The 19,092-nt window shown below is 58.6% G+C and carries 17 protein-coding genes; 6 read left to right on the forward strand and 11 right to left on the reverse strand.

The genetic code is table 11. The features are described from left to right. Positions 1–99: 99 nt before the first annotated feature. The 4 genes from glgC to N2315_07565 all read right to left on the reverse strand — a co-directional run bounded on the left by glgC (position 100) and on the right by N2315_07565 (position 7,209). Positions 100–1,389 carry a glucose-1-phosphate adenylyltransferase gene (gene glgC, locus N2315_07550; protein MCX7829041.1) on the reverse strand — a complete coding sequence of 430 codons (1,290 nt, stop codon included), beginning with the start codon at positions 1,387–1,389 and terminating at the stop codon, positions 100–102. A 143-nt stretch (positions 1,390–1,532) separates the two neighbouring features. After that, complete coding sequence (locus tag N2315_07555; protein MCX7829042.1) at positions 1,533–2,999, reverse strand: glycogen synthase; 1,467 nt, start codon at positions 2,997–2,999, stop codon at positions 1,533–1,535. Positions 3,000–3,002: 3 nt separating this feature from the next. Then, positions 3,003–4,739: an alpha-glucan family phosphorylase gene (glgP, locus tag N2315_07560; GenBank protein MCX7829043.1), complete on the reverse strand. Its 1,737-nt coding sequence runs from the start codon at positions 4,737–4,739 to the stop codon at positions 3,003–3,005. Between the two features lie 100 nt (positions 4,740–4,839). Then, positions 4,840–7,209 carry a DUF3536 domain-containing protein gene (locus N2315_07565; protein ID MCX7829044.1) on the reverse strand — a complete coding sequence of 790 codons (2,370 nt, stop codon included), beginning with the start codon at positions 7,207–7,209 and terminating at the stop codon, positions 4,840–4,842. A gap of 84 nt (positions 7,210–7,293) precedes the next feature. Here N2315_07565 and N2315_07570 point away from each other — a divergent pair, with 84 nt between their 5' ends. The 4 genes from N2315_07570 to N2315_07585 all read left to right on the forward strand — a co-directional run bounded on the left by N2315_07570 (position 7,294) and on the right by N2315_07585 (position 12,182). Further along, the gene (locus N2315_07570; protein MCX7829045.1) at positions 7,294–7,854 is read left to right on the forward strand and encodes a sensor histidine kinase; all 561 of its coding nucleotides are present in this window, start codon (positions 7,294–7,296) and stop codon (positions 7,852–7,854) included. Positions 7,855–8,209: 355 nt separating this feature from the next. After that, positions 8,210–9,196, forward strand: a complete 987-nt coding sequence (locus tag N2315_07575) for an HAD family hydrolase (GenBank protein MCX7829046.1) — start codon at positions 8,210–8,212, stop codon at positions 9,194–9,196. Next, positions 9,180–10,439, forward strand: coding sequence for a replication-associated recombination protein A (locus N2315_07580; GenBank protein MCX7829047.1), 1,260 nt, complete (start codon positions 9,180–9,182; stop codon positions 10,437–10,439). Before N2315_07575 ends, N2315_07580 begins: the two co-directional genes overlap by 17 nt. A gap of 30 nt (positions 10,440–10,469) precedes the next feature. After that, complete coding sequence (locus N2315_07585) at positions 10,470–12,182, forward strand: response regulator (protein MCX7829048.1); 1,713 nt, start codon at positions 10,470–10,472, stop codon at positions 12,180–12,182. Here the strand turns inward: N2315_07585 and N2315_07590 are convergent. The 7 genes from N2315_07590 to cbiB all read right to left on the reverse strand — a co-directional run bounded on the left by N2315_07590 (position 12,137) and on the right by cbiB (position 17,723). Continuing rightward, on the reverse strand, positions 12,137–12,940 hold the full coding sequence (locus N2315_07590; GenBank protein MCX7829049.1) for a YdcF family protein: 804 nt from the start codon (positions 12,938–12,940) through the stop codon (positions 12,137–12,139). The two genes, N2315_07585 and N2315_07590, sit on opposite strands and share 46 nt — an antisense overlap. A 34-nt stretch (positions 12,941–12,974) precedes the next feature. Beyond that, positions 12,975–13,862, reverse strand: a complete 888-nt coding sequence (locus N2315_07595) for a DMT family transporter (protein MCX7829050.1) — start codon at positions 13,860–13,862, stop codon at positions 12,975–12,977. 12 nt (positions 13,863–13,874) lie between these two features. Further along, positions 13,875–14,534 (reverse strand): GntR family transcriptional regulator, encoded by a 660-nt coding sequence (locus N2315_07600; GenBank protein MCX7829051.1) that lies wholly within the window; start codon positions 14,532–14,534, stop codon positions 13,875–13,877. Positions 14,535–14,655: 121 nt separating this feature from the next. Beyond that, the gene (locus tag N2315_07605) at positions 14,656–15,177 is read right to left on the reverse strand and encodes a cob(I)yrinic acid a,c-diamide adenosyltransferase (protein ID MCX7829052.1); all 522 of its coding nucleotides are present in this window, start codon (positions 15,175–15,177) and stop codon (positions 14,656–14,658) included. A 105-nt stretch (positions 15,178–15,282) separates the two neighbouring features. Continuing rightward, entirely contained in the window at positions 15,283–15,705 is a 423-nt protein-coding gene (locus tag N2315_07610; GenBank protein MCX7829053.1) for a DUF2703 domain-containing protein, read from the reverse strand. 39 nt (positions 15,706–15,744) lie between these two features. Beyond that, on the reverse strand, positions 15,745–16,776 hold the full coding sequence (locus tag N2315_07615; GenBank protein MCX7829054.1) for a histidinol-phosphate aminotransferase family protein: 1,032 nt from the start codon (positions 16,774–16,776) through the stop codon (positions 15,745–15,747). 11 nt (positions 16,777–16,787) lie between these two features. Next, positions 16,788–17,723, reverse strand: a complete 936-nt coding sequence (gene cbiB, locus N2315_07620; GenBank protein ID MCX7829055.1) for an adenosylcobinamide-phosphate synthase CbiB — start codon at positions 17,721–17,723, stop codon at positions 16,788–16,790. Positions 17,724–17,976: 253 nt separating this feature from the next. On the opposite strand from cbiB, the gene N2315_07625 reads away from it, so the two are divergent. Together N2315_07625 and N2315_07630 are read left to right on the forward strand one after the other, a co-directional pair. Continuing rightward, positions 17,977–18,777, forward strand: a complete 801-nt coding sequence (locus N2315_07625; GenBank protein ID MCX7829056.1) for an acetoacetate decarboxylase family protein — start codon at positions 17,977–17,979, stop codon at positions 18,775–18,777. 38 nt (positions 18,778–18,815) lie between these two features. Next, the coding region (locus tag N2315_07630; GenBank protein MCX7829057.1) for an SDR family oxidoreductase at positions 18,816–19,092 on the forward strand (277 nt) is incomplete at its 3' end.

Consider the following 19,092-nt stretch of genomic DNA (forward strand, 5'->3'; position numbering starts at 1 on the left):
GTGGAAGGCTAGGGCCATCCCCATCAACATTATGGCCCCGGTTACTGCAAGGTAAAGCTTTTTCCTCTCCATCTGAGCTTTTTGCCTCCTTTTTACTTTCTAAAGGGCGCTTAAGGGGTCGTCGTTGTCCGGAGGAAGCCCGAGATCCCTTCTAAGCTGTATCCTTGGCATACCAAGGACCACCACCCCGGATTCCGGGTCCACGTGGTACCTCTCCCGGTCCACCTCTGGGTTGTATCCTATCACCGTGTTTGGAGGCACCACGTTGTAGGCGTCCAGGATGACCCTGCGGAGCTTACAGTTATCCCCTATGATCACCCCCTGTCCCACTATGCACTCCTCCAGCACCGCCCCGGCGTTTATCACGCAGTTTCTGGAGAGCACCGACCGGTGGACTATGGCGCCAAGTACCCGGCTCCCCTCCGCCCTTAGGGTGCCCACCACCGAGCAGCCCTGCCCCTTGTCGGGATAGGTGAACCCCGGTGGATCCGAGTAGGATACGGTCCTTATGGGCCATAGGGGGTTGTAGAGTGTGAGGTCCGATGGGTGCTGCAAAAGGTCCATGTGGGCCTCGTGGTAGGCCTTTATGGTGCCCACGTCCTTCCAGTAGGGCCTGTCTATCCCGGGCAGCACGTTGCTCTTGAAGTCATAGGCCATGACCCTGCACCGGCTGTATATGCGGGGCAGTATGTCCTTGCCGAAATCGTGGGAGCTGGTCTCTATCTTGTTGTCTTCTATTATGGCCTCTTCGAGCACGTGGCGCTCGAAGATGTAGTTGCCCATGGACACGTAGCTGAAGCCCGGCTTACCCGGTATCTGGGGAGGGTTCTTTGGCTTTTCAACGAAGCTCACCACCTTTCCGGAGGGATCGGTGTCCATGCAGCCGAAGGCGTGGGCTTCCGACGAGGGCACGGTGTTGGCCGCTATGGTAACGTCCGCCTTGGTGTCCATGTGGTACTGGAGCATCTGCTCTATGTCCATCTTGTAGATGTGGTCCGCCGCGAATATGCAGATCCTGTCGGCGTCAAAAAGGGTTATCAGGTGCAGGTTCTGGAACACCGCGTCGGCGGTGCCCTCGTACCACCTCTCCCCGGTCCACATCTGGGCTGGGACGGCGGTTATGAAGTAGTCCCGCCCCCTTAGGGCGTTGCCGAACTGCCAGCCCCGTTCTATGTGTTCGTTAAGGGATTGGCTCTTGAATTGAACCAAGCAGTATATGGAGAAAAGCCCGCTGTTCACCATGTTTGACAGGGCGAAGTCGATTATCCGGTACTTGGCGGCGAAAGGGACCGCCGGTTTGGCCCTGTACTTGGTGAGGGGCATGAGCCTTTCCCCCTTGCCTCCCGCCAGGACTATCCCCAAGACCCTTCCGTACTTGCCGAAGATCAAGATCCATCACCCCCGTGAGATGTTTGGCGTGAGATCCCAAAGAAACAAGAAATGTCCCCCTTGGACATAGGACAGCCCTTAAGCCATGTCATAGGGTCAAGGGATTTCGACCTGGGTTTGTGGCTCTGACCTTTAGATCCCCCCTATCTATATCCTAGTAGTTCCTCGTATATGTTCATGTAAGCCCTTGCGGACTGCCGCCATGAGAAGTCGGCGGTCATGCAGTTTCTTCTTATCTTATCCCGTCTTTTTGGATCGCCCATGGCGGATAGGGCCCTTTTAAGGGCTTTCATCATCTCCTCCGGGGAGTAGTCTATGAAGAGGAACCCATTCCCGTCCTCCGCCCCGTCCGCGTCTATCACCGTGTCCGCTATGCCACCCGTTGCCCTCGCCACCGGGATGGTGCCGTAGGCCATGGCTATCAGTTGTGACAACCCGCACGGTTCGAACTGGGAGGGCATGAGCATGAGGTCGGAGCCGGCGTATATCCTGTGGGCCATGGATTCGTCGAAGTCCGTGGATACCCAGATCTTCTGCGGGTGCTTCTTTGCCTCGGACCTAAGCCGTTCTTCGAACAGGGGGTGCCCTGAGCCCAGGATCACAAGCCTCAGAGGCTCCGCGAGGATCTTGCTGAGGGCTCCAAGGATGAGGTCGATGCCCTTTTGCTCCACCAGCCTGCCAACGAAGGCCACCAGCACGTCATCGGTGTCATCCCATCCAAGGGAGCTAAGGAGCTTGGTTCGACATTTGATCTTGCCGGAGAGATCCTCCGTGGTATATGGGCTTGGGATCAAGGGATCCACCGAGGGGTTCCAAACGTCGTAGTCCACCCCGTTGAGTATGCCGGACAGCTTGCCGCGGTTTGCAAACAGCACCCCGTCAAGCCCCATGCCGCCCTCTTTTGTCTGGATGTCCCAGGAGTATCTGGGGCTTACGGTTGTGACCCTGTCGCTGGCTATGATGCCGCCCTTTAAAAGGTTCACGTGCCCGTAGAACTCCATCCCCTCCACGGAGAAGCTGTTCTTGTTGAATCCCCAGCCTTCCAACCCGCCGGGGGAGACTATCCCCTGATGGGCCAGGTTGTGTATGGTCAGCACCGTCTCAAACTGACCCCGGAGTTTATGGTAATGCCGGTGCCACTTGAGCATGCTCGCCGCCGGTGCCGCGGGCCAATCGTGAAGATGCAGCACCTGCGGCGTCCATCCCAAGGCGCTTCCCAGCTCCAGAGCTCCCATGGATAGGAAGATGAAGGGCAGCACCGCCTCGCAGGTAAGGGATTTGGGATACGCGTCAAGGTCCGAGAAGAGCTCCGGTTGGTCAAGCAGGTATACTTTAACGCCGTTTACCTGGGTTCTAAGGATCGTCCCAGAGTATACCCGCCAGTTAATCGCCGCGTGCACCTTATTTGGGCACTTGACGATCTTTATGCTCAGGGAGCTTGCCTTTTCCGAGATTCCCTTGAAGTTGGGCATCAATACCCGGCAATCGGCTCCCATGGAGTTCAACGCCTTCGGGAGGGAGCCCACCACATCTCCCAGCCCCCCCATCTTCACCAGGGGTGCCATCTCGGGGGTTACGTGGAGCACCCGGATGGGATTTTTGCGCCCCATGTCTTAGAGCCCCCTGAAAACCACGCCGTAGGCCTTCTCGCAGTACTCCTTGACCACCCGGTGGGTGTTGAAGTAGCTGGCGTTGAGGGCTATGGCGTGTTTCATCATCCATATCCAGCGGTCCCGGTGTTGGTAGTAGGTGGGGATGACCTTGTCCTCCAGCTTGTTGTAAAGGTCCATGGCGTCCTGCATCTCGTCGTACTCCACGAGCTCCGCCTCTTCAGGCTCAGGCCCTATGGACCACCCGGTCACGTCCTCCACCCACCCCTCTATCCACCATCCGTCCAGGACCGAGAAGTTCATAACCCCGTTGTGGGTGCACTTCATGCCGCTCGTGCCCGATGCCTCCCTGGGACGCCTTGGGTTGTTGAGCCATATGTCCACGCCGGAGGTCAAAAGGCTTGCCAGGGACATGTCGTAGTTCTCGAGGAAGACTATGGGCACGGCGGTGCCGATCTCCTTCGCCATGTCGTGAATCCTTTTTATGAGCGCCTTGCCGGGCTCGTCGTGGGGGTGGGCCTTGCCGGCGAATATGAACTGCACTTGACCAGAGGAGACGTCTATGAGCCGTTTCACGTCGGAGAAGATGAGGTCCGCCCTCTTGTAAGCCGCCGCCCGCCTTGCGAAGCCTATGGTAAGCACGTCCGCGTCCAGCTCTCGGCCGGTCTCCTCCAGAACCCTGGCGAGCAGCTTCATCTTTGCCGCCTGGTGGGCCTTCCAAACCTCTTCGTCGGGCAGTTGAAGGGCCTGAATGAGCCGGCTGGGGTCGTTGCGCCAGCCAGGGATGTAGCGGTCGTACAGCTTGGCGAAGCCGGGACAGGTCCATGTGGTGGAGTGGACCCCGTTGGTCACGGCGTCTATGTTGGCCACGTTGAACATGTTGCGGCTCACCTCCGCGTGCTTTACCGACACAGCGTTGGTGTACCTGCTGTACTTAAGGCCCAGCTCGGTCATGGAAACACCCTCGGGCCCCATCATCCGCTTTATGTGGTGCACGAACACCGGGTCCATGACCTTGTCTATGAGCTCGTAGGAGAAGTGGTCGTGCCCCGCGGGCACCGGCGTGTGGGTGGTGAATATGACCTTCTCCCGGATCTTGTTGTAATCCTCATACCCCTGTTCCCGCAGCAGTTCAAGGGTTATGAACCCCGCATGGCCTTCGTTGAGGTGGAAGGTCTTTATGTTCCGGTATCCCAAGTCCCGGAGCATCCTCAAACCACCTACGCCCAGGATCAGCTCCTGGCACAGCCGATACCGCTGGTCGCCGCCGTAAAGGTACCAGGTGAGGTTCCTGTCCGCCGGGGTGTTGCTCTCGAAGTCCGTGTCCAGAAAGTATATTGGAAGGGGGTAACCGGACTGCCCAACGTAGTCGTACACCCAAGTGCGCACCTTGACGGGTCGGCCCTCCAGGGTTACGGATACCTCGTTGGGGAGCAGGGTGAGATACTCCTCGGGCTTCCATTCCACGGGGCTTTCCTTCTGGTACCCCGTTTCGTCTATGTGCTGGATGAAATAACCCTTCCTGTATAGGAGAGTAACCGCCGCCATGGGCACTCCAAGGTCTGCGGCGCTTTTTATTATATCCCCCGCCAACACCCCAAGGCCGCCGGAGTAGGTTGGAATCTCGGGCCTTATGGCGATCTCCATGGAGAAATAGGCCACGGACCTGAAGACCGGGTCGTGTTCCAGGGTCTTGAGCATCGAGTTGCCTATGTTGTCCCCGTAGGTCATTATCGTCATCAGCGTACCCCCCTCATAGATTATGATTGCAGGGCATAACAAACCTAAGGCGATGCATCATCTTGATGACATTGTATCATTCATTCCGTTGGCGGCATTATCATCCGGGCAGGGCAAAGCCCAGCTCCCGTGCCAGCTCAAGCCACATAGGCCCCAGCTGGTGCCCCGTGGACTCCAGCTTCCTCCATACCTCGTTCTGGAGCCTCCAGAGGTCCAGGGGGACCCCCAGGTCCCTGAAGCGGCGGATCGTCTCCAGGACGTCGGCTATTCCTGCCTCCTCGTCCTCACCTCCGTTTCGTAAGGACCTTATGCGGTCATGCAGAGCCTCGGTCAGGGCCGGGGCCACTTGATCCATGTGGGGTTTTATGCCCATGTCCATGGCTTCTTTTAGAAGTTCCTCCAGCGGCGATCCCGGTTTGGATAACCCCATGGGATCCAATTGGGATAGAAGTTCCCTGGTCCTCCCCCTCATCACTATCTCTGCCGCGGCGGTCATTAGGGAAGGGGGGGTAAGGCCAAGATCCCCTAACTGGGCTATTAGGCGGCGGTTGTCTTCCAGTATGGAGCGGGAGAGGTCCTCGTAGCGATCTTCCGCCGCTTGGGCCCGTTGCATGCCCATGGAGGCCCTCTCGTCCTCCGGGAGCGCCTCCGGCCCCCGGGGCCCAATGGGCAGCGCTTGCCTAAGACGATCCCCAAAACTTATTATATCTAATTTAATAAAATCCTTGATAAGGGCTTCGGCGTCAACCTTCTTATCACTGAGCCAACAACGGTCGTCCAAGCCTCCGGCGGAAAGGACCGCCCCGGAGCCGGACCAGGTCTTCCCGGTTCTCTGATCGGTCACCGACAGGGTCCCAACCCTCAATGCCACGCCTGCGGAGGCGGCTTCCTTGAGTCTGGAGGAGCAGAAAAAGGAGTAGAAGGTGCCGGAGGTCTTAAGCATGATGGAGGCCGCCGCCATGTCCTCCAGAGTGCGCCTTTGGGGCATCACCGTGCGGTTGAGCACCTCAAGACCGTTGGGCAGCTCTTTCGTGTTACCCTCCGCGGTCTTTAGGATTTGACGGAACTCCCCGGACACGTCCATCCCGGAGGCCTCTTCGGTGAGCTCCAGGGCCCTTTGGGCGTAAGCTAAGATTTGGCGGGTCTCTATGCCGCCGATGTCGTTGAAGAACCACCCGCAGGAGGTGTACATGAAGAGCCGCATCCGCTGGGCCTCCAACAGGGTGAGGACCCTTATGCCCTCCGAGTCATCGATGCCCGGCAGGTGCTCCTTGAGGAAGTCCTGTCTCTTTTTAAGGGGAGATGGGTTGGAGTCCCTTCGGTCCAGAAGTGCCTTTATGAACAGGTTGCGCAGTTCCCAGGGATCCGTTAATGGGGAGATCATTTGATCGTAGACCTGGTCTATGCGATCCCTGATGTGATCCAGGGCGGCCCTTAACGGGGCCCTCCAGCGCTGGTGCCAGCCCACATGTCCGCCGGTGTGGCATCCGCAGTCGCTTCTCCAGCGTTCTACCCCGTGGGCGCAGGACCACGAGGTGTTCTCCGCCACCCTGCACTGCCACAGGGGGGGGTGCTTTTTGAGGAAGGCCCCTGGGTTTGTTAGAAACAGGTCTTTTCGTTGAGATATGAGCTGAAACGCCCTGGCCAAGGCCATCTCTCCGAAACGGTGGTGGTGCCCGTAGGTTTCACCGTCGGTGGCTATGGTTAGAAGCCGAGGTTCGTTATCATCGGGGAGCAACCCCATCAGGTGCTGGGCGAACCGGTCGCCGTTGTCCAAAAGGCCTCCGAAGGCTATGGCCTGGGAGGTTGCCCCGTGGTAGAAGATTATGTCCACGTGCCGCCCCGATGGCAGGTGCTGCCTGTAGGGCCTTGTGACGTCCAGCCCGGCGCCTCCAGGAGTCTCGACCCATGGCCCATCCGGTGGACGCACCGCGGCGCATTGATGGGGGGCTAGGATGGTGAAGCCTATTCCAAGGCGGGCCAACTCCTCAAGGGTTTCCATGTCCACCGCGGTCTCGGGCAGCCACATGCCCGCTGGGGGTCTTCCAAAGCGGGCCTTGAAGTCCTCTATGCTCCATAGGATCTGAGTCCTCTTGTCCTTGTGGGTCGCCAAGGGCATTATCATGTGGTTGTAACACTGGGCTATTGCGTTGCCGCACCCCAGGTTTGCCTCCGATGTCCTGTCCGCCTGGGCCATGTGGTAATCCAGGATCGGGTCGTGGCGCAGTATCCAGCGGTGGAGGGTGGGCCCCACGTTAAAACTCATGTGCAGGTAGTTGTTGATTATGTGCACTATCCCGCCCGAGGAGTCCACCAGGCGGGCGGCCCTGTTGGGTCTGTAGCATTCGTCGGTTACCCTGGAGTTCCAGTCATGAGATGGGGCAGCGGAAGGATCCAGAAGGACCTCGTCTAGCCATGGGTCCTCCCTCGGGGGTTGATAGAAGTGGGCGTGGACGCAAATTCCTCTCAAGGTGTTTCCACCTCCCCTCTATACCATTACATTATACATTGGTTTGCAGAGGAGGTCTTTATCTGCCTTAGCGACATTTTGGAGGTGATCCCCTTGCTGGAGGATCTTTCGCATCACCTGTTGGACATAGCGGAGAACGGAGTTAACGCCGGGGCGGACTTTGTGGACATGGGGCTGGAGGAGGATGTGGAGGGAGATCTGGTGAGGATGTGGGTTAGGGACAACGGAAGGGGGATGCCCAAGGAGGTGGCCGAGATGGCGGTGGATCCCTTTTACACCTCCAGGAGCACCAGGAGAGTGGGGCTTGGGCTGCCGTTCTTAAAGCAGGCTGCGGAGGCGTGCGGTGGCGCCTTCCGGCTGGAGTCAAAGCCCGGGGAGGGCACCCTTACGGAGGCGTCCTTCCGGTTGAGCCACATAGACAGGCCTCCCGTGGGAGACCTTGGATCCACCATGATGACCCTGCTCTCCGGGCACCCTAAGGTGCGCTGGAGGCTTACGTTCAAGTGCAGGGGGGTGTACGTCTTCGATTCCGCCGAGGCCCTTGAGATCTTGGAGGATCCCGAGCTTTTCAAGACCCCTGACGTGTGCCTGTGGGTCAGGGACTCCGTGAGGGAAGGGGTTGAAGGGGCCAGAAGAGGAGTTTAATGTTCCTTTGGGCGGCCCTTGCGTGTGCGGGGGTTTCAAAATACAATAATGGACAAGAGTAGCCCTGCGGTGTTCGTGGAAGGGGTGTAGAGTCTTGAGCCAACACTTTCAACCCGCCGGGGCCTTCTCCGTTCCGGTGATGACAGCCTTCAAGGCAGTCTGATTCCAAGGTTCGGGGGGCTCCATATATTGAGGCAGCGGGTCAAGGCCTTCCCCGCACGGCATCGCGGGGTTATCTCGTTCCGCTAATTTGAGCGGTTTTAACCCGGCCGGACCCCAAGGTTTATCTGGGGCCGGCCTTTTTGCTTGTTAAACAAACCATCACAAGTTTGCAAGTCTTCTGGAGGTGTGTTAGATGAGCCACTCCCCGTCCCCCTTGTGGGGTCCGTGCCTTTCCAAGGCGGTGATATTCGATTGGGACGGGGTTCTGGTGGACAGCCGGCTGGACTTCTCCCCCCTAAGGGAGAAGTACTTCGGGGGACGGCGGGTCATGCTCCTTGAGGAAGCTGACTCCCTGGGAGAGCCCTTGAGGTCCAACCTGTTGATGGACCTTGAGGCCATAGAGGTTGAGGGGGCCCTCAAAAGCGTGCCCGTTGGGGGGGCCGTTCAGGTGTTGAAGTTCCTTGAGGATCGCGGGATACCTTGGGGAGTGGTCTCCAGAAACTGCAGGAGGGCCATGGAGGCGGCCTCCAAGGCATCGGGGATCCAGTTGCCTTCGGTTACCATATCAAGGGACGACTTCACGCCTCCTAAACCGGATCCCGCCCCTCTTCTACACGCGGCGTCGCTGCTTGGGGCCTCCCCCTGGGACTGTCTGTTCCTGGGGGATTACGTGTACGACCTCATAGGGGGCCGCAGGGCCTCTATGAGGACTTGCCTTGTGAACCGCTTCGAAGAGGCCTGGGCTCCCCTGGCGGACCTCTGCTTTGAAGACATGTTCCAGCTTTTGGAGCATCTTATGGAACCTAGGATGTGCGTGCCCTGGGAGTATAGGCCTGTGGCGGAGCTCGTGGGCGTCGATGGACTGGTTGAGCGGTTTAAGTCCATAGGCCTGGTGGAGCTTAGGCAGGGCTTCTGGGAGAATGCCTTCGCCGCCGCGTCCATGGGATGTGGGGCCTTCTTCATGGAGGACGTGGAGGTGTCCTACGGGCACTTTCTCATGTGTCCATCCATCCCGGTGTCCGCCATGGGCTCATCCCTTAGGAGGACCTTGGGGGAGGCGCTGCGAAAGTCCTTCCCCCTCGTGAGGATCCTTGACCGCCCCGAGCCGTCCGCCGTACCCGTGGAAGAGCTCCTGTCCCGCTGGGGAAGTGGGGGTGCAGGACATGGAGAAGGGGTTTAAGGTTCCGCTTCCCGAGAGGTTCCGGCCTAGGAGCCTCGATGAGTACGTGGGGCAGGAGCACCTCTTAGGTCCCGAGGGCCCCCTGGGGCTGCTCATACGGACTAACTCTATTCGCAGCTGCATCCTCTACGGACCTCCGGGGGTGGGGAAGACCACCTTGGTGCGTCTTATGGGATCCGCCACTGGCAGGGAGCTTTTGGAGATAAACGCGGTAACTTCAAAGCTCAGCGACCTTAGGGCTTTGGCGGATCGGGCGGTGTCGCTCCTGTCCATGGGGTTTGACCCTCCCATAGCCTTTGTGGATGAGATATACCACTTCAATTCCCAGCAGCAGAATGTGCTGCTGCCCTTCGTAGAGTCCGGACAGATGGTTCTGGTGGGGACCACCACGGAGAACCCTTGGTTTGAGATAAACAAGACCCTGCTTTCCAGGATGTTGGTCTACCAGATGAAGCCGCTGGAGGATTCCCACGTGCTCCTGGTCCTCCAGCGGGCCCTGGAGGACCAGGAAAGGGGGTTGGGCCGCTTGGGGTTGTCCGCCACAAAGGAAGCCCTTGGGGCCTTGGCTTCCTCCTCTTCCGGGGACTTAAGACAGGCGCTCTTAAGGCTTGAGGGGGTTGCCTTGGGGGTTGCCGCCATGGGGGGGAGCTCCATAAGGGAGGAGCACGTCTTTGCCTTTGCGGGTAGCTCCTTCAGGCGTTATGATAGAAAGGGAGATCAACATTACAATTTGATATCTGCTTTTATAAAGAGCGTCCGGGGCTCCGATCCGGACGGCGCGGTCTACTGGCTGGCCAGGATGTTGGAGTCCGGCGAGGATCCCCGCTTCATAGCCCGCAGGATATGCATTCTTGCCGCCGAGGAAGTGGGGCTGGCGGATCCCATGGGGTTGGTCTTGGCGGAGGCCGCCGCGTCAGCCTTCGACCGGGTGGGTTTGCCGGAGGGGGACATGTTGCTGGCGGAGGCGGTCATTTACCTGGCCGCGGCGCCCAAGAGCAATAAAGCTTACGAGGCCATAAGATCCGCAAGGAAGGCCGTGGAGGATGGGGACCTGATGGATGTCCCGGAGCATCTGATCCCTGGGAGCGCCAGTTACGTGTATCCCCATGGGGATCCCAGGGGGTGGGTTCCGGCAAGTTACCTTCCGGAGCCTAGGAGGTTCTACAGGCCCACGGACCGGGGGATGGAGGCAAGGATAAAGGACAGGTTGAGGCGCCTTTGGCGCCGTTTCGGCGAAGAATGAGAAGGATGACCCTCTTGAGGAGGTGAAGGGGTGGACAGCTCTACTCTTAAGTCGCTTCTCCACGGAGTTAAAAGCGCTTCCTCCAAGTCAGAGCTGCTTTCGGTTTTCTTCAAGGGCCTTTGTGAGATATCCAAAAGTCCTAGCTGCGCCATTTGGTTCTCCGACGGGGAAGACGAGGCTTACTTTTGGGACGACGGAGATTTAAGATCCCTTAAGGACTTTCCCAAGGAGACCGCCGATAGGCTTTGGCTGTACCTCAAGTCCATCGAGTCCCCCAGCGACGTTCCCGCCGTGAGGGAGAGGGACAACCCCCTTTGTTTCCCCGGCTGGCTCTGCGTTGACAGGGGAGCTTTGGCCCCCTTCAACACCTGGCGCATGTCCGGCTGGGTCGGCGTCTTCGGAAGGGCTTCCTCTTACAACTCCGACGACCTCTTGTCCCTGTGGATCCTTGGCGAGCTGTTCGCCCTTTCGCTGGATGCCGTGAGAGGCAGGGTGAAGCTCAGCGAGATGGAGCAGTGGGGCCACTACCTCAGGACTCCCCTTTGGACCTTGTCCCTTGCCTTGGAGGATCTTAAGAACCAGTACTCTCCTCAAAGCGCCTCCCTGGCCTTTGGGGCCGCTAGGGTCCTCAGCTCCCAGATAGACACGCTGCTTTGCGAGATAGAGCTGGAGTCCCAGCGTTTTGGGGCCTATGTGCCCCTTAGCGAGGCGTTGGACGCCCTGAGGGCTTTGGGGCAGGGCTGGCAGAGGATGGAAAACCGGGCCTTTGAGATCTTCATAGAGGGCATGGACCCCTCATCGCAGATAAGGTATGGGTCACTTCAGATGCTCATGGGGATAGTCAACATGTATTACGTCGACATGTCCGCCCAGTCCGTAAGCGTGGGCGTGGTGGGGGACTCCTCCAATGTCAAGGTGATGATAGAGGCCTCCTCCCTGTCCCAGGGGTCCACCTTTGGGCTTAGGGGGGTGGTGGAGTTCCTTGCGGAGAGGTACAGCGACGGGATAAGCTTCTTCACCTCCGTGCAGGGGGAAGGGGTTGACGTGAACATACCCATTCGCAGGCTCACCTCGTCGATTCCAAGGTCCCTGGGCAGGGCTCCCAAGGTTCTGGTGGTGGACGACTCATTGGTGAACCGGAAGTCCCTTTCGGTGATGCTGGAGAAGATGGGGGCCACGGTGATATCCGCCTCCGATGGGGTTGAGGCGGTGGATCTGGCCATGTCCCAGATGCCCGACATAGTGTTCATGGACCTTTTGATGCCCCGGATGGGCGGGGTTGAGGCGGCATCGAAGCTCAGGGAGATGGGGTTTGACAAGCCCATACTGGCCCTTACCGCAGGCGGTGAGTCGGACCTGGCGGGGGCTTTGGAGGCGGGGATGGACGAGACCCTTTTCAAACCCATATCGGCGAAGCTCTTGAAGGACGTGGTGGCCCAGTGGACCGGGTGGAACCCCGAAGATATGGATGTGGATCCGGTGGCGGCCCTGGCGAAGGACGATTTTTTAAGGGAGCTGCCCGATTTGGCCGCGGGGCTCTGTGATGCCATAGCCAGGAACGACCTTGAGGTGGCAGAAAAGCTGGTCCATCGCCTCAAGGGGGATTCCGCGGTGGCGGGCTACAGGGGCTTTTCGTCCCTGATGCTTCAGCTGGAGGAGGACATGCGGGCGGGCAAACCCCTTGAAAGGTACAGGGATTACCTTTCCTCAGGAGACCTGCTGAACAGGCTTAACACCTTGTAGTGTCCGATCCCCACCCACTCCCTAAGCCCCAGAGCAGAGGTCGCCATGGCGGTCTGGTTGGGAAGTAAACTCATGGGGTCAAGGGGGGAGCGGTCGGTGAGGCGCCCCGCTGGGTAAGGGTAGACCTGGAAGCCCTTGAGCGCCTTCCTTGCGGCGTACAGGGATCTTGGCATGTGGAAGGCGCTTGTCACCAGCACCACGTTGCGGACGCCTAAGCTCTTAAGCATTGGATAGGCGTTGGAGAGGTTCTCCATGGTGGTCCTGGACCGGCCCTCTTCATAAACCCTTTCTATACCCATGTCCCTCAACGTATCCGCCATCAGCCGTGCCTCCGAGAGCGAGGGGTCCGGGTCTGATCTTGGGTTGCCGCCGCAGCACAAAACAGGCCAACCGGTCTTGGCGGCCAGGCGCTGGGCTGCCAGAACCCTGGCTGCGGTGTAGGTGCCCATTTCGAAGGGGGTAAGATCCTGCTCGTACCTCACCCCTCCCCCGAGAACCACTATCACCGCATCGCCCTCCGGAAGCTTTGTCCCTTGGGGCAGGTACATGTTCTCTAGCGAGCCGGTTATGATCCTGGATGACCAGTCGCATGATGCGGAGTAGATCAGCATTCCAGTGACGGCTGCTGTCAAGGCTAGCCCAAGGCGCCTTGGGGGTCGCAGCGCCGCGGCGGCCATGGCGAAACATAAAAGGATGAAGAGTCCCGGAGGCACCACCAGGGACCCCAGGAGTTTGTAAGCGAAGAAGATTTTAGACATGGCCTATTTAAATGTCCCCCTAACCGTTAATACGCTATAAGGACATGACGGTTACTCCCGCCACCACCAGGGTTATTCCTAGGGCAACCTTGCGGGTAAGGCGCTCCCTCAACACCGCCATGGCGAAAAGGGCGGCCAGGAACGGCCTTGCGCAGGCAAGGCATGTGGCCAGCGCCACGGATATGTAGTTTAAGCTGTAGGAGAAGAGCAGGTTCCCTATGGTGAGTCCCATGGCTCCTGCGATCGACATCTCCAACAGGTCCCTCCCCTTGAGGGATCTTAGGGATTTTACCTCCCCAGGATTCTTTATGAGGAACGCCGCTATGGATCCCACGGTTACCCCGATGGACCTCCAAAGCTCCAGGGTCGGGATGTCCATCCTTCCGATCAGGATCTTGTTGGACACCACCCCTAGGCTCCAGCAGAACATGGTGGCGCCGGCGAGGATGAGCCCCCCAGTAAGCTCCCTTGGGGAGTCCGAAGAGCCGCCGTCTTTCCGGTTTAAGAGGAACAACCCCTCTAGGGTTAGAAGCACCGAGATGATTATGTTTGCCCCCATGGGCTCTTTGATGACGAAATGGGACATTACAACCGCCACCACCGGGAACGAGGACGTTGCCGGCACCCCCACGGATACGCCGAGCTTGTGAAGGGCTCCGAAGTAACAAAGGTCCCCCACCACAAGCCACGCCACAGAGGAGGCCCAAAGGAAGGCCAACGTGTGGGTTTCAGGGGGTATGAAGGCCGCGGTGCCCTTGGCGGCCAAGGCGTAGGCTGTGGCGCTTAACACATACCCTATGCACCGGACGGCCCCAAGGGCGGTGTACGAGACCTTCTCTATGCCCCGCCTGTAGAGGACCGGAGCCATGGCCCACACAGCAGCGGCGGCTATGGCAAGCCCCATGCCCAGGAGGACCCTCAAGCTCAACACCCCCTACCTGTGGGAGGTTATGTAACCGGTGAGGGACGCCACGGCGTTGTTAAGGTGAAGCTTGAGGCGCTCTTTAGCCAGGGGCAGGTTGCGTTCCAGTATGGCGTCGATGAGGGCCACGTGCTCCTCCGAGGATCGCTCCAGCGGCACCCCTTCCATGGAATAGTGCCTGCACAGCTGTATGAGGTCGCTCACGTTGTGCAGCACCGTCTCAAGAAAGGCGTTCCCCGATTGGTTGCTTATGAACCCGTGGAAACGCCTGTCCTGATCCAAGTATTGGCCGGCAGACCAGCTAGGCCCCACTGAGCTGAAGAGTTCCCGGAACTTAAGCAGCTCATCCCTGGGCGGATCGGCGCAGATCTTCTCCAGCGCCAGGCTTTCCAACACCAACCTTATCTCGTAAAGATCCTCCGCCTCCTTGGGGGATGGCAGGGCCACGAAGGCCCCCTTCCTTGGGACCAGCCTTACCAACCCTGTCTGGGCCAGCTGGCGGATAGCCTCCCTTATGGGGGTTCTTGACACCTCAAGCTGTTTTGAAAGCTCGAACTCCGACAGCTTCTCCCCCGGCGATATGATCCCGTTAACTATGGCGTCCTTTATCTTGTCATAAACGATCTGCCTTAAATCTCGGCTCCTTGCGGGAGAGAGGGGGTGGTCCTTCATTGGGATGCCTCCTTTAGGTCATTGGTTGTAGCGTTGATCCTTCAAATTGCGGAATCCTTTATACATTATTTTATTGCAAAAGGCACGGCTCATTCAACGAGAGGGGCGGGGGGATTATTTTCTATTTTTTAGGAACGTCGCCCCGCGCCAGCATGTCTACCCAGAGGGACAGGGCGTAGATGGCGTCTGAAAGCCTGTTTAGGTATACGTACTCATGATCTGAAATCAGGTTTTCCCTGTAGAGCTTGACTGCCACCCGCTCTGCCCGCCTTGCCACGGTCCTTGCTATGTGAAGGGCCGCCCCTGGCACAGAGTCTCCGGGGCGCACGAACCTGAAGGGCCCTTTGTGCATGGCGGTGACCTTGGCCACCAGGGTCTCAAGAAGCGACGAATCCGGTTCCGGCAGGTCTTCGCACATGGCGAAGCTCCCCATGGCGTAGGACATGTTCTCCTCGAGCTTCAGAAGCCATTCAGCAACCTCGCCGTAGGGACAGGTGGCCCTTGCCATGCCCACGTGGGCCTGGCACTCGTCAAGGGTGCCGTAAAGTTCCACCCTTGGGTGGTCCTTTGGAACCCTATCGCCGTTGCAAAGGGACGTGGTACCCTTGTCTCCGCCTTTAGTGGTTATTATGAGCTCCGCCATCCACCTCACCTCCCGCGGTGTGTGCGTATGACCCCTTAATGGCCTTTACGTTCGGCTCGATGGGATCAATTCGCCTGGGCGTTTTCGTAAAGAAGGAGTTTGTTGTCAGTGGCAGCTGCAGGATCCGCAACCATCGGAGGAGCAGCCTCCTATGAGTCTCATGGACATGCGGACCAGGCCGTCCATCACCAGCCCCGATGGTACCTCTTGAAACTTGGCGGTCTCCATGACCAGGGCCCTGCAGCATCCCATCTTTTCGCAGGGTTCGTGTTCCACGGTAAGGCCCGCAAGGGACTCCAAGGAGGTTTCGGGCACTTCCCCCGGGGCCTCCATGGTTATAAGGTTGTGCAGGGAGCGGTTCTCCTCCAGATCCTCCATGCCCCGGTACTCCACCGAGATCTCTATCCCCAGAGTGGCGAACTTGGGCGCCATCCGTTCTACCACCTTGAGCAGGTTATCTCTGGTGCCGGTGAAGTGAGGGCACTCAACGCCCCTGATTCCGTAATGGCTTATGACTATGTTTGGCATCGATACTCTCCGTCCTTTCGGTTGATTAAGGCTATGAGATTATACGTTCTTTTGCCCCCCTATGGCCCCTATCAGGGTCCTGTTGGATTTACGGTCCTTCACCGCTATTCGCACGTAATGCTTCCCCAGCCCGAATGACTCGCAGGTTCTTATGAGTATCCCCATGGGTTTTAGCTGGTTAAGCAGATCCTTTGCTTCCCATGGCGACGTGCACAGGATGAAGTTGACGCTGGAGTTGAGTGGTTCAAACCCCATGGCCCTTAGGGACCTGGTTAGATACTCCCTCTCCGCCGCCAGCTTTTCCCTGGACTCTTGGAGGAACGGTTCCGGGTTTAGGGAGCACCAGGTGGCGAAGGCCTCCCCGGCGCAGTTTAAGGGCCAGGGCTGAAGGGCCCTTCTCACGATTCCCACCGTTTCCGGCGTGGTCACCGCGGCGCCCACCCTAAGGCCGGGGGCTGAGAAGTCCTTGGTGAAGGCCCTGAGAGCTATGGACCCAGCGGGGATTGAGCCATTGTCTATGATGGAACGGGAGGGCGGATAGGTGAGGTTTATGAAGCACTCGTCCGCCAGCAGGTACGCGCCGGCGTCGTGGCAGGCTCTGGTTATGGCCTTAAGCTCCAGGTCCGAATAGGCCCGTCCGGTGGGGTTGTTTGGCTGACATATGACAAGCAGATCCCCCTTCTCAAGCCGACGATCTAGATCCTCCAGGGGCGGTTCGAAACATGGGGCCCTCATGGGGATTTCAAGAACCGGTATGCCCAATCTGGACGCCCATGCCCCGTACTCCCCGAAGGTGGGGGAGAAGGTGACCATCCTCTTGGGGCGCAGAGCCATCATGACGGCCCCTATTAGTTCGCTTGCGCCGTTGCCAAAACAGGTCATCTCCGGCTTCACCGCAAGCCACTTTGCGAAAGCCTCTCTCAGCGCCGTGTGATCGGGGTCCGGATAAAGGTTTGCGCGCTTAAGCGCCAGGCGCGCCGCCCGGAGGGCCCCCTTGGGGGGGCCGTAGGGGTTAACGTTGCTTGAGAAGTCGAGGACCTTCCATGGGGCCGCTGCCAGTTGGTAAATCATTCCCCCGTGGATCAAAGGGACATCAACCCCCCCAGCACAAGGGCGCCCAGGGCGCTTAACATGTAGCTCACCCAGTAGAGGGACAGGGCTCCCTGGAGGTGCTCAACGGTGGGTTTAGGACCCGAGCCCATGGTGGGGCACTGAACCCACTGGTCGCCGTAGAGGGTTGCCCCTCCCAGTGTAATCCCAAGTACATGGGCGAAGGCCGACATGGGCCATCCCGAGTTGGGGCTCTCGTCCTTTGGGGCGTCCTCCTTCACTGCTTCCCACGTGTCCATAAAGTCCTTTCCCATCATGTGTCCCGATGCCGCCAGGATGAGGGCGGACAGCCTTGAGGGCAGGATGTTTAGAATGTCGTCCAGCTTCGCGGAAGCGGCGCCGAAGTGGTTGTAGCGTTCGTCCTTGTATCCCACCATGGCGTCCAACGTGTTAACCACCCTGTGGGCCCAGGCGAGAAGAGGTCCGCCAAGGGCGGCGTAGAAGAGGGTGCCCACCAGCGCGTCGGAGAAGTTCTCCGCCAGGGTCTCAAGGGCGGATCTTGTGATGTAATCCTCGTCCATGTGGTCGACCCTGCGGCTCACCAGGGGTTTGAGCTTCTCCCTGGCGCCGTCCATGTCACGGTCCTTTAGGGACTTTAGGACCTGGGACACCTCATGGGCAAGGCTTTTGCCACCCAAACAGAAGTAGATAACGATGGCTCCTCCCAGCCATTCCAGATGCAAAAGGCCCAGCACCTTGAGGAACAGCCACGGGGGTAAAAGGGAAGCGGCTAGAACCAGGAACAGGAAAACCCCTCCCTGGGAGGGCTGGGACAGGGGCAGAGCCCGGCACATAGGTTCCAACCGTTGGGCCATGCGGCCCACGAGCCTAACCGGATGAAAGTTCCATTGGGGGTCCCCAAGAATAAGGTCTAAAGATATGGCAATCGCCAAAGACAAAGAGAGCATGTTGGAACCTCCCCGTACTTGGTGTGAGATGTTTTCCCCTTTCCGTCTTTCCCCTTCAAAGGCTCCGGGGAGGAAGGCGGCAGTATCGCACATCTTATTCATTTTACAACACCCGATGGCCTTAGGACCCATCTGGTTTCAAAAGGGAGATGGAGTTCAACGTGATATTTCCGAAATATTTAGAAGATATGGTGGTAATATGGGGACGTGGGACCTGTCTATGGGGGTGTTGTTTTAGAAAGGTGGGGTGGGCATGAGGGGACGCTTTAGTTTAAGGGAGGACATGGTCTATTCAATGCCGGTGCACTTTTCCGGCCGGTCCTTTGAGCCAGTAGTGGCGGAGTATGGGGACATGACCTGCGTGAGGCTGGGCTTTGATACCGATCCGGAGGCGTTGCTTGGATATTTGCCGGAATGCTTTGATCTGATTGAGCCCAGGGTGGACGTGCAGTACGCCAACTGCAGGGATGTTAAGTGGATGTCCGGCGGTGAGTACAGGCTTTTACAGGTTACCGTTCCCGCCAGGTACGTTGCGGGCAAGGAGGTCATAGAGGGGGACTACGCGCTGGTGGTATGGGAGGACAAGGCTTGCCCCATAATAGGCGGCCGGGAGGAGGACGGGGTGCCAAAGCTCTTCGCCCAGATAGCTCCAGAAAGGCACGTGGGGGATCACTGGTTTACCTCCATTGCCTACGAGTCATGCCAGCTTTGCTCCTTGGATTTTTGGGGTAAGGAGGACGTGCCCCCTTTGGATCTTAAGTCCATGAACGGGAGGGTTAACCTCTTTGGGTGGAGGTACATACCGAACCTTGGCGGGCCGGGAGGAGCCTTAAGTCATCCTACATTGTACCCCCAGAGGGTGGCTTTTAGGTGTGCTAGGCGTGGTGCGGGAAGGGTCTCTTGGACTAAGGTTGGCTTTGAGAGGCACCCGGTTCAGTGGAGGATCGTCGAGGCCTTGGCGGACCTTCCTGTGCTTGGATGGCGGGACGCCCTTATGACCCGGGGGGCCGCGGTGCTTGAGGTGGGTTTGTCCAGGGCTCTTCAGGGCGTTTGATTGATGGGGCTTTTGATGAGATAAGGGGGGTGTTGTGGATGGACTTTGAGGGCAAGGTGGCGGTGGTGACCGGAGCGGCTTCGGGGATTGGGCTTGGAATATGCGAGGGGCTGCTTAAAGGTGGAGCCAAGGCGGTTTTTATGGGGGATCTGAAGGAACAGCAGCTGCGAGGTCAGGTGGAGAGGCTCAACGAATCCTATCCCGGCAGGGCCTTTGGGGTTGTAACGGACGTGACGGTGGAGGAGCAGATGTCAAGGCTCATCGGCGCATCTAAGGATGAGGGCGGGCGGCTTGACATGGTTTTCAACGTGGCGG

It is taken from the genome of Thermanaerothrix sp. (assembly GCA_026417795.1).
Classification (GTDB): Bacteria; Synergistota; Synergistia; order Synergistales; family Synergistaceae; genus Thermanaerovibrio.

What these genes read in the sequence shown, in the direction of transcription:
- N2315_07615 (MCX7829054.1), bottom strand. Translation starts at nt 16,776, where the DNA reads ATGATTTACCAACTGGCAGCGGCCCCATGGAAGGTCCTCGACTTCTCA.
- N2315_07555 (MCX7829042.1), bottom strand. Translation starts at nt 2,999, where the DNA reads ATGGGGCGCAAAAATCCCATCCGGGTGCTCCACGTAACCCCCGAGATG.
- glgP (MCX7829043.1), bottom strand. Translation starts at nt 4,739, where the DNA reads ATGACGATAATGACCTACGGGGACAACATAGGCAACTCGATGCTCAAG.
- N2315_07580 (MCX7829047.1), top strand. Translation starts at nt 9,180, where the DNA reads ATGGAGAAGGGGTTTAAGGTTCCGCTTCCCGAGAGGTTCCGGCCTAGG.
- N2315_07605 (MCX7829052.1), bottom strand. Translation starts at nt 15,177, where the DNA reads ATGGCGGAGCTCATAATAACCACTAAAGGCGGAGACAAGGGTACCACG.
- N2315_07600 (MCX7829051.1), bottom strand. Translation starts at nt 14,534, where the DNA reads ATGAAGGACCACCCCCTCTCTCCCGCAAGGAGCCGAGATTTAAGGCAG.
- N2315_07575 (MCX7829046.1), top strand. Translation starts at nt 8,210, where the DNA reads ATGAGCCACTCCCCGTCCCCCTTGTGGGGTCCGTGCCTTTCCAAGGCG.
- N2315_07610 (MCX7829053.1), bottom strand. Translation starts at nt 15,705, where the DNA reads ATGCCAAACATAGTCATAAGCCATTACGGAATCAGGGGCGTTGAGTGC.
- N2315_07590 (MCX7829049.1), bottom strand. Translation starts at nt 12,940, where the DNA reads ATGTCTAAAATCTTCTTCGCTTACAAACTCCTGGGGTCCCTGGTGGTG.
- cbiB (MCX7829055.1), bottom strand. Translation starts at nt 17,723, where the DNA reads ATGCTCTCTTTGTCTTTGGCGATTGCCATATCTTTAGACCTTATTCTT.
- N2315_07625 (MCX7829056.1), top strand. Translation starts at nt 17,977, where the DNA reads ATGAGGGGACGCTTTAGTTTAAGGGAGGACATGGTCTATTCAATGCCG.